The 9,584-nt window shown below is 73.2% G+C and carries 9 protein-coding genes; 7 read left to right on the top strand and 2 right to left on the bottom strand.

Going from position 1 to position 9,584, the window contains the following annotated elements:
• Positions 1-90 precede the first annotated feature (90 nt).
• The 4 genes from E1283_RS24835 (at position 91) to E1283_RS24820 (ending at position 4,355) form a co-directional block, all read left to right on the top strand.
• Positions 91-1,110, top strand: coding sequence for a LacI family DNA-binding transcriptional regulator (locus tag E1283_RS24835; RefSeq protein WP_132820368.1), 1,020 nt, complete (start codon positions 91-93; stop codon positions 1,108-1,110).
• Positions 1,111-1,172: 62 nt separating this feature from the next.
• Positions 1,173-2,129, top strand: coding sequence for a S1C family serine protease (locus E1283_RS24830; RefSeq protein ID WP_132820367.1), 957 nt, complete (start codon positions 1,173-1,175; stop codon positions 2,127-2,129).
• Positions 2,130-2,145: 16 nt separating this feature from the next.
• Positions 2,146-2,871 carry a response regulator transcription factor gene (locus E1283_RS24825; protein ID WP_132820366.1) on the top strand — a complete coding sequence of 242 codons (726 nt, stop codon included), beginning with the start codon at positions 2,146-2,148 and terminating at the stop codon, positions 2,869-2,871.
• Positions 2,872-2,909: 38 nt separating this feature from the next.
• Complete coding sequence (locus E1283_RS24820; RefSeq protein ID WP_132820365.1) at positions 2,910-4,355, top strand: HAMP domain-containing sensor histidine kinase; 1,446 nt, start codon at positions 2,910-2,912, stop codon at positions 4,353-4,355.
• On the opposite strand, the gene soxR is transcribed toward E1283_RS24820, so the two are convergent.
• Positions 4,352-4,891 carry a redox-sensitive transcriptional activator SoxR gene (soxR, locus tag E1283_RS24815; protein WP_132820364.1) on the bottom strand — a complete coding sequence of 180 codons (540 nt, stop codon included), beginning with the start codon at positions 4,889-4,891 and terminating at the stop codon, positions 4,352-4,354. The genes E1283_RS24820 and soxR overlap by 4 nt on opposite strands.
• A 113-nt stretch (positions 4,892-5,004) precedes the next feature.
• Between soxR and E1283_RS24810 the strand changes: the two genes are divergently transcribed.
• On the top strand, positions 5,005-5,856 hold the full coding sequence (locus E1283_RS24810; RefSeq protein ID WP_132820363.1) for a metallophosphoesterase family protein: 852 nt from the start codon (positions 5,005-5,007) through the stop codon (positions 5,854-5,856).
• Positions 5,857-5,861: 5 nt separating this feature from the next.
• Complete coding sequence (locus tag E1283_RS24805) at positions 5,862-6,527, top strand: 4'-phosphopantetheinyl transferase family protein (RefSeq protein ID WP_132820369.1); 666 nt, start codon at positions 5,862-5,864, stop codon at positions 6,525-6,527.
• A 124-nt stretch (positions 6,528-6,651) separates the two neighbouring features.
• Here E1283_RS24805 and E1283_RS24800 read toward each other — a convergent pair whose 3' ends face one another.
• Positions 6,652-8,445, bottom strand: a complete 1,794-nt coding sequence (locus E1283_RS24800) for a bifunctional metallophosphatase/5'-nucleotidase (protein ID WP_132820362.1) — start codon at positions 8,443-8,445, stop codon at positions 6,652-6,654.
• A gap of 167 nt (positions 8,446-8,612) precedes the next feature.
• On the opposite strand from E1283_RS24800, the gene mshD reads away from it, so the two are divergent.
• A complete protein-coding gene (gene mshD / locus E1283_RS24795) occupies positions 8,613-9,515 on the top strand; it encodes a mycothiol synthase (RefSeq protein ID WP_132820361.1) in 903 nt (300 codons plus the stop codon).
• The last annotated feature ends 69 nt before the right edge of the window (positions 9,516-9,584 follow it).

The raw sequence follows: 9,584 nt of genomic DNA, 5'->3' as shown, positions 1-9,584 counted from the left end.
GTGGGTGGGTGGGCGAAACCCCCCACCGGCCAAGCCGTCCGGCCAGGACCCCGTACCGCGCACCAGGGTTGCGCGCGTAGACTACGCGCCGTGGCCAAGGTGACGCGGGACGACGTGGCGCGGCTGGCGGGGACTTCGACCGCCGTCGTCAGCTATGTCATCAACAACGGCCCGCGCCCGGTGGCCGCGGGTACGCGCGAGCGGGTGCTCGCCGCGATCAAGGAGCTGGGATACCGGCCGGACCGGGTCGCGCAGGCGATGGCCTCGCAGCGCACCGACCTGATAGGTCTGATCGTTCCGGACGCCCGGCAGGCGTTCTTCGCCGAGCTGGCGTACGCCGTCGAACAGGCCGCCGACGAGCGCGGCAAGATGGTGCTGGTCGGGAACTCGGACTACCGGGACGAGCGCGAGGTCCACTATCTGCGGGCGTTCCTCGGGATGCGGGTGTCGGGGTTGATCCTGATCAGCCAGGGCCCGAGCGAGCACGCCGCCGCCGAGATCGACGCCTGGGACGCCCGGGTGGTGCTGCTGCACGAGCGGCCCGATTCGATCGACGACGTGGCGGTCCACGTGGACGACATCGGCGGCGCCCAGCGCATAACCCGGCACCTGCTGGTGGACCACGCCTATCCGTATGTCGCCTGCCTCGGCGGCGTCGACTCGACGCCGGAGTCGGGTGACCCGGTCACCGACCACGTCACCGGTTGGCGGCGGGCCATGACCGAGGCCGGGCTGCCCACCGAGGGCCGGCTGTTCCAGGCGCTCTACAACCGCTACGACGCCTACCGCGTCGCCCTCGACCTGCTCGCGGGGCCCGATCGGCCGCCGGCCCTGATGTGCGCCACCGACGACCAGGCGATCGGCGTGCTGCGGGCCGCCCGCGAGCTGCGGATCGACGTGCCGGGCGAGTTGGCGGTCGTCGGCTTCGACGACGTCAAGGAGGCGGCGCTCACGGATCCGCCGCTGACCACCGTCGGTTCCGACCGGATGGCGATGGCCAGGGCGGCCGTCGAACTGGCGATAGGCGACCCCGAGGATCTCCAGAACGAGCGGCTGCGGCAGTTCCCCGTCCAGCTCAAGATCCGCCGCTCCTGCGGTTGCGGCGGCTGATCCGTAGAAGATTCTGAGCCGGGCCTCAGACTCCTCTCATCTTCCGGGCGCACCGTCGTCCCATGAGCGAAAACCAGGCAGCAGACCAGCCAGTCCAGGGAAACGCGTACCCGCCCCAGCCGGCGTACGAGCCGCTCGTCGATGGTCAGCCCAGGCACCGGAAGCGCGCGCGGCGGCCGGTGGCGTTGTTCGCCGCCGTGGCCATCGTCGCGGCGGCCGCGGGGGGTGGCACGGCCGCGCTGCTCGACACCGCGACGGACGGTGGATCGTCCTCCGCCAGCTCCGGCACCAGCGCCTCGGCCGTCTCGGTCGGCTCCACCGGCACGATCTCCTCGGTGGCGACCGCCGTCAGCCCCAGCGTCGTCGAAATCTCCACCGGCAGCGCGACCGGCTCCGGTGTGGTCCTCACCTCGGACGGCGAGATCCTCACCAACAACCACGTGGTCTCGGGCGCCGACACCGTCGAGGTCACGTTCAGCGACGGCTCGACCGCGCAGGCCACCGTCACCGCCACGGACCCCGACACCGACCTGGCGCTGATCGAGGCCGGCGACGTCAGCGGGCTGACCGCCGCCACACTCGGGGACTCGGACACCGTGGCCGTCGGCGACCAGGTGGTCGCCATCGGCTCGCCTGAGGGGCTGACCGGCACCGTCACCAGCGGCATCGTCTCCGCGCTGCACCGCGAGGTGACCGTGGCCAGGGAGGACGGCGGCGGCGGGCAGGGCGACGGCACCCAGCAGTGGCCGTTCGAGTTCGGCGGCGGCCGCTACAACGGCGACGTCGGCTCGTCCACCACCAGCTACGAGGCCATCCAGACGGACGCCTCGCTGAACCCGGGCAACTCGGGCGGCGCGCTCGTCAACATGCGCGGCGAGATCATCGGCGTCAACTCCGCCATGTACAGCACGGGACAGGACTCCGGCAGCGCCGGCCTCGGCTTCGCGATCCCGATCAACACCGTCAAGGAGTTCCTGCACAGCGCGGGCTCCGACGCGGTGACCGGCGACAACGCCTGATGCGAGACTTGGCCCCATGAGCGAGGGTTCCCGCGTGCTGATCGTGGACGACGAGCCGGCCGTGCGGGAGGCGCTGCGCCGCAGCCTGGCCTTCGAGGGGTACGCCACCGAGACGGCCGTGGACGGCGTCGACGCGCTGGCCAAGCGGGAGACGTACGCGCCCGACGCCATCGTGCTCGACGTGCTGATGCCCCGCATGGACGGACTCACCACGGCCCGGCGGCTGCGCGCCGTCGGGGACCGGGTGCCCATCCTGATGCTCACCGCGCGTGACACCGTCGGCGACCGGGTCAGCGGGCTCGACGCCGGCGCCGACGACTACCTCGTCAAGCCGTTCGAGCTGGACGAGCTGCTGGCCCGGCTCCGGGCGTTGCTGCGGCGCGGCTCCTACGCCAGGGCCGGTGCCGACGGGGAGCCGGGCGCGGCGGCCGACGAGGAATGGCTGTCCTTCGGCGACCTGCGGATGAACCCGGCCACCCGGGAGGTCGCGCGCGGCGAGCGGCCCATGGAGCTGACCCGCACCGAGTTCACCCTGCTGGAGCTCCTCATGGCCCACCCGCGCCAGGTGCTCACCAGGGAGCAGATCCTGCACGCGGTCTGGGGCTTCGACTACGAGCCGACGTCCAACTCCCTCGACGTCTACATCATGTATCTGCGGCGCAAGACCGAGGCGGGCGGCGAACCGCGGCTGCTGCACACCGTGCGCGGGGTCGGCTACGTGCTGCGCGCCCCCGGGACGTGAGGTGCGGATCGTGAGGTGCGGGACATGAGGTTCGGGACATGAGGCGCCGGTTCCGCGACCTGCCGCTGCGGTCCAGGCTCGCGCTGCTGACCGCGCTCGCGGTGGCAGTCGCTGTCGCGGCCTGCGCCGGGGCGGCGTGGTTCCTGGTCCGCGGCCAGCTGAGGTCGTCGGTCGACGAGACGCTGCGCGGCAGCTCCGTCCAGGGCCCCATGCTGGCGGACCAGGCGGTCAGCGGCCGCTGCGTCACCGACCCCGACCAGCTGGCGGACGACGTGCCGTCGCCGCTCGGCTTCGTCACCCAGGTGGTGCGGCCCGACGGCGAGGCCTGCCTGATCCAGGGCAACGCGACGCTGCACGTCTCCGACTCCGACCTCGCCGTGGCGCAGGGCCGCCAGCGCGAGTCGCTGCACGACGCCACCGGTTCCGACGGCGCCGCGTACCGGGTGATCACCCGGCAGGTCAGGACGCCGGCCGGCGAGGTCACGGTGACGGTGGCGAGGCCGCTGTCCGAGGTGGACGACCCGCTGCGCTCGCTGGCCGTGGTGCTGGCGCTGGTGGCGGCCGGCGGCGTGGTGGGCGCGGCCGGGGTGGGCGTGGCGCTGGCGCGCGCCGGGCTCCGGCCGGTGGACCGGCTGACCGAGGCGACCGAGCACATCGCCCGCACCGAGGACCTGAGCGTGCGGATCCCGGTCGCCGGCGACGACGAGATCGCCCGGCTGTCCCGCTCGTTCAACTCGATGACGGCGGCGCTCGCCTCGTCCAGGGAGCTCCAGCAGCAGCTGATCGCGGACGCGGGGCACGAGCTGCGCACCCCGCTGACGTCGTTGCGCACCAACATCGAGCTGCTGGTGCGGAGCGAGGAGACCGGTCGGCCGCTGCCGCCCGACGACCGGCGTCAGCTGCTCGCGTCGGTGACCGCGCAGCTCACCGAGCTCGGCGCGCTGATCGGGGACCTCCAGGAGCTGTCCCGCCCGGAGCGGGCGGCGGGCAGCGGCCGGGTGGAGGTGGTCGGGCTGCACGAGGTGGCGGCGCGCGCGGTGGCCAGGGCCAGGCTGCGGGCGCGGGGCATGCCCATCAACGCGGCGCTCGACCCGTGGTTCGTGCGCGCCGAGCCGTCGGCGTTGGAGCGGGTGGTGGTCAACCTGCTGGACAACGCGGTGAAGTTCGGCGCCGAGGGGCCCAACGCGGCCGCCGGCGTGGACGTCACGCTGCGGGACGGCATGCTGCTGATCCGCGACCGCGGGCCCGGCATCCCGCCCGACGAACTGCCGCACGTCTTCGAGCGGTTCTGGCGGGCCCCGGGCGCCCGCCGTCTGCCGGGGTCCGGGCTCGGCCTGTCCATCGTGGCCAGGACGGTGCGCGAGTCGGGCGGCCAGGTCTCGCTGCACCCGGCACGCGACGCGGCGGGCGGCACGGAGGCCGTGCTGCGGCTCCCGGGCGCGCCCGTGCCGCCACCGGAGGGCGCCGGCCAGGGCCTGTACTAGCGGCAGCTCGGCTCGTTCTCGGGCACCTGGCAGGAGTCGGAAGCCCGCCCGTCGCCGCGGGCGCCGTCGACGGTGCCGTCGATGTCGTTCTCCAGCAGCCGGCGGGGGCCGCTGCCGCGGCGGGCGCAGATGTCGTCGGGGTTGGCGAGCAGGCAGCTCTCCAGGGAGAGGCAGCCGCAGCCGATGCAGCCGGTCAGGTCGTCGCGCAGCTGCCGCAGGCGGTGGATGCGGCGGTCGAGGTCGACCCGCCACGACTCGGAGACGATCGCCCAGTCGTCCCGGTTGGGGGTGCGGCCCTCCGGTAGTTTGCCGAGGGCGTCACGGATGGCGCTCAGCGGCATGCCGACGTTCTGGGAGACCCGGATGAAGGCCACCCGGCGCAGCATGTCGCGGTGGTAGCGGCGCTGGTTGCCCGAGGTGCGGCGGCTGGCGATCAGGCCCTGTTCCTCATAGAACCTGAGCGCCGAGGTGGCGACGCCGCTGCGCTGGGCAAGCTGCCCGATGGTGAGTTCCTTCGCGATCGTGGTCTGGGCCATGCCGCCGAGGGTAGCGCAGACCTCAAGTCTTCTTGAGATTCTCTTGGGATCTCTTGGGATCTCTTGAGGCCGATGTGGGATCGATGTGGGATCGACGTGGGAGGGAGAGGCGCATGGGCAAGGCGAGGAGACTCGTCGCCATCAGCGACCTGCACGTGCGGTACGACGACAACCGGCGGATCGTGGAGGGCCTGCGGCCGGCGTCCGACGACGACTGGCTGGTGGTCGCGGGCGACGTGGGCGAGCTGACGACGGACATCGAGTGGGCGTTGACGCTGCTGGCCGAGCGGTTCGCCAAGGTGATCTGGGTGCCGGGCAACCACGAGCTGTGGACACCGCCCGACGACCCGGTGCGGCTGACCGGCGAGGCGCGCTACGCGTACCTCGTGGAGCTGTGCCGCCGGCTCGGCGTCGTCACGCCCGAGGACCCGTACCCGGTGTGGGAGGGCGAGGGCGGGCCGGCCGTGATCGCGCCCCTGTTCCTGCTGTACGACTACAGCTTCCGGCCGGCCGGCACCCGCACCAAGGCGGAGGCGCTGGCGGTGGCCGAGGCGGCCGGGGTGGTGTGCACCGACGAGTTCATGATCCACCCGGACCCGCACCCCAGCCTGGACGCGTGGTGTCGGGCCCGCCTCGCGGCGACCGAGGCGCGGCTGACCGCGGAGCTGCCCGAGGGGCTGCCGAGCGTCCTGGTCAACCACTGGCCGATCGTGCGCGAGCCGACGCGGATCCTGCGCTTCCCGGAGTTCGCGCTGTGGTGCGGAACCGAGGCCAGCGCGGACTGGCCGCGCCGCTTCCGGGCCGCGTCCGTGGTCTACGGGCACCTGCACATCCCGCGCGAGATACGGGTGGACGGGATCCTGCACCAGGAGGTCTCGCTCGGCTACCCGCGCGAGTGGCAGCCGCGCTCCACGGAACCGGGGCGGCTGGTGCCGATCCTGCCGGCCGCGGTGGCCGGCAGGTGAGCGGCGTGCTCGGCAAGCTGCTGGCCCACGAGCCGGTCGAGGTGGTCGAGTCGTTCGGGGACCCGGCCGAGCCGCCCGAGCTGTTCCCCGAGGAGGTGGCACACGTGGCCGCCGCCGTCGACAAGCGGCGGCGGGAGTTCGGCACCGTGCGGCACTGCGCCCGCGTCGCGCTCGCCGCGCTCGGCGGGCCGCGGGTGCCGCTGCTGCCGGGCGAGCGGGGGGCGCCCGGCTGGCCGCCGGGCTTCGTCGGCAGCATGACGCACTGCGACGGCTACCGGGCCGCGGCGGTCGCCCGCCGGGAGGCGGTCGCCGGCCTCGGCATCGACGCCGAGCCCAACGAGCCCCTGCGGGACCCGGGCGTGCTCGACCTGGTCTCGCTGCCCGAGGAGCGGCCGAGGCTGCGCCGGCTGGCCGCCGTGTACCCCGAAGTGTGCTGGGAGCGGCTGCTGTTCAGCGCCAAGGAGAGCGTCTACAAGGTCTGGTACCCGCTCACCGGCAAGTGGCTGGACTTCGAGGAGGCGGCGCTCGACTTCGACCGCGTGGCCGGCACCTTCACCGCCCGGCTGCTGGTGCCGGGGCCCGTGGTGGACGGCGTCCGGCACCAGGAGTTCACCGGCCGGTGGCTGGCCGAGGACGGGCTGCTTGTCACCGCGATCGCGCTGCCGCGCTGAGGGTGCCGCGCTGAGGGCGCCGCCCCGCCGAACGGGAAGCGGCCGGGCCCACGGGGGCCCGGCCGTTCCGGATGGTGCGGGGTGTTCGGTGGTGTTCGGTGGTGTTCGGGGGTGCTCGGGGGGACTACTCCACCACGGTGATGCGGTCGGCGGCCGGGGCCGCGATCGGGGCCTCGGGCGCCGAGTTGGCGGTCAGGTAGTCCGCGAACACCCGCATGTCGTCGTTGCCGACCACCGGGTTCTCGCCGTCGGCCAGCGTGGCGAAGCCGTCGCCGCCACCGGCCAGGAAGTTGTTGACCGCGATCCGGTAGGTGGCCGCCGCGTCGAGCGGCTCGCCGTCGATCCGGACCGAGTCGGCCACGATCCGGTCGGCGCCGGAGCGGGTCATGTCCAGCGTGTAGGTCAGGCCGGCCGACGGCTGGAGGATCTTCGGCGACGCCGCGTTGGCGCCGGACACCTGCTCGCGCAGCACCTGGAGCAGCTGCTCGCCGGTCACGTCCAGCAGGTTGACGGTGTTGGAGAACGGCTGGACGGTGAAGCCCTCGCCGTAGGTCACCACGCCGTCGCCCTCTCCGCCGGAGGCCGCGTACGTCAGGTCGGCGCGCACGCCGCCCGGGTTCATCAGCGCGATGGTCGTCGACTCGTCGAGCTCACGCGCGTGCGCCAGCTGGGCGTCCGCGATCAGGTCGCCGAGCGGGAACTCGGGTGTGCCGGCGCCGCGGCCCCTGATGTCCTCGGTGATGTAGCCGATCGGCGCGTTGGCCACCGGGGCGGCCAGCCTGTTCCAGTCCTCAAGCAGCCGGGTCAGGTCGCGGGCCGGCCGCTGCTCGCGGTCCACCACCCGGTTGCTGCCCTCGACCGAGGCGCGGACGATGTCGCCCGAGCGCATGTCGTACTTCATGTTCAGTTCGGTGAACAGCCGGCCGTTGGAGGCCGCCGAGGTCACCAGGCGTTCCCGGCCCGAGGGATCGGGGATGGAGCACACGTAGGGCTGGTGGGTGTGGCCGGTGATCATCACGTCCACGTCGGAGCTGGCGTTGCGGGCGATGTCCACGATCGGCCCGGAGATGCCGCCGTCGGCGCCACCCTCGCAGTCCGCGTTGTAGGCCGTGTTGGACGGGTAGCCGCCCTCGTGGATCAGCGTCACGATCGCGTTGACGCCGCGGCGGCGCAGCTCGCGCGAGTAGCGGTCGATGGTCTCGACCTCGTCCAGGAACTCCAGGCCCTCGATGCCCTGCTGGGTGACGATGTCGGCGGTGCCCTCCAGCGTGACGCCGATGACGCCGACCTTGACGCCGCGGACGTTCTGGATGGTGTACGGCGGCAGGATCGGGCGGCCGGTGTCCTCGTTCACCACGTTCGCGGCGAGGTACGGGAAGTCTGCGCCCTCGAACTCGCGGTCCTCGGTGTAGCAGCCGTCGACCGGGTGGCAGCCGCCCTCCTGGAGCCGGGTCAGCTCCTCCCAGCCCTCGTCGAACTCGTGGTTGCCGACGCCGGCGACATCCATCTCCAGCCGGTTGAGCGCCTCGATGGTGGGCTCGTCGTGGAAGAGACCGGACAGCAGCGGGGTGGCGCCGATCAGGTCGCCGGCCGCCACGGTCAGGGAACGAGCCTCGCCGCGGCGCGCCTCGCGCAGCCCGGTGGCGAGATACTCCACGCCGCCGGCGCGGATCTGCTCGGTGGTGCCGTCCTCGTGCCGGTACGTCACCTCGCCGTTGGAGCCGGTGGGCGGCTCGAGGGCGCCGTGCAGGTCGTTGATCGCCAGCAGTTGGAGGTCGACGGTCGGGCCCTGGCCGGGTCTCGAACCGTTCTGGTGGTCATCGGGTTTCGCCTGCGCGGCTGGCAGGGCGACGGCGAGCGCCCCGACAGCTGCCAGTGTGGCGGCACCCGCGGTCAGTCTGAACATCCGTGCGTGCATGGGCCGCACCCTATTGGCTACGCGCGTAGCCCGGCAGGGGGATGTGTGTAACGACGAGATGAAAGGAAGGGGACGGGCGGATTCGGGCACGTTCGGGGCGCGGGCGGCCGGCGCGCGCCCAGATGTGATCTGGATCACCCGCGCATGGGTGTCCTAGGGTCGATGGCATGAGTGAGGTGCTGAAGCGGGACCAGGTCACGGGCGACGAACTGCCCCTGATCCAGGAGCTGATCGAGGCGGCGGCGAAGGTCGACGGCCAGTACGCGGTGTCCGAGCAGGGCCGGCTGCTGCTGCGCGGCGGCCCGCGGGCCGGGGTGCGGCACCTGCTGCTCCGGGACGCGGACGGGCTGGCCGGCTACGCCCAACTGGACGGCACCGACGCGGTGGAGCCGTCCGCCGGCGAACTCGTCGTCCACCCGGAGCGGCGCGGCCAGGGCCACGGCCGGACGCTCGGCCGGGCTCTGCTGGCCGAGTCCGGCCACCGGCTCCGGCTCTGGGCACACGGCGGCCACCCGCCGGCGCGCCACCTGGCGCAGGCGCTGGGGCTCACGCTCTTCCGCGAGCTCCGCCAGCTGCGCCGCCCGCTCGGCGGCCTCCGCACGGCCGAGGCGACGACGCCGTCCGGCGTGCGGATGCGGACCTTCGTCCCCGGCCAGGACGACGCGGCCTGGCTCGCCCTCAACGCGGCCGCCTTCTCCCACCACCCGGAGCAGGGATCGCTCACCCAGCGTGACCTCGACGCGCGGATGGCCGAACCGTGGTTCGACCCGGCCGGCTTCTTCCTCGCCGAGCGCACGTCGGACGGCGAGCTGCTCGGCTTCCACTGGACCAAGGAACACCGGGCCGTGGGCCTCGGCGAGATCTACGTCCTGGGCGTCTCACCCGCGGCCCAGGGCCTCGGCCTCGGCCGCGCCCTCACCACGACCGGCCTCCGCCACCTGGCGGCCAGGCCGGGCCTGGACACGGCGATGCTGTACGTCGACGCGGACAACGGGTCGGCGGTGCGGCTGTACGAGTCGCTGGGGTTCCGGACGTTCGAGGTGGACCTCATGTACCGGACGGAGTCCTGACGGGCCCCTCACGGGCGGTCCCGGGCTTCCCCCACCTACCCGCCCTTTTCGCTGCGCGCGGGGCTTCCC

It is taken from the genome of Streptomyces hainanensis (assembly GCF_004348415.1).
In the GTDB taxonomy this organism is placed as follows: Bacteria; Actinomycetota; Actinomycetes; order Streptomycetales; family Streptomycetaceae; genus Streptomyces; species Streptomyces hainanensis.
This window is presented reverse-complemented; position numbering and strand designations above follow the sequence as displayed.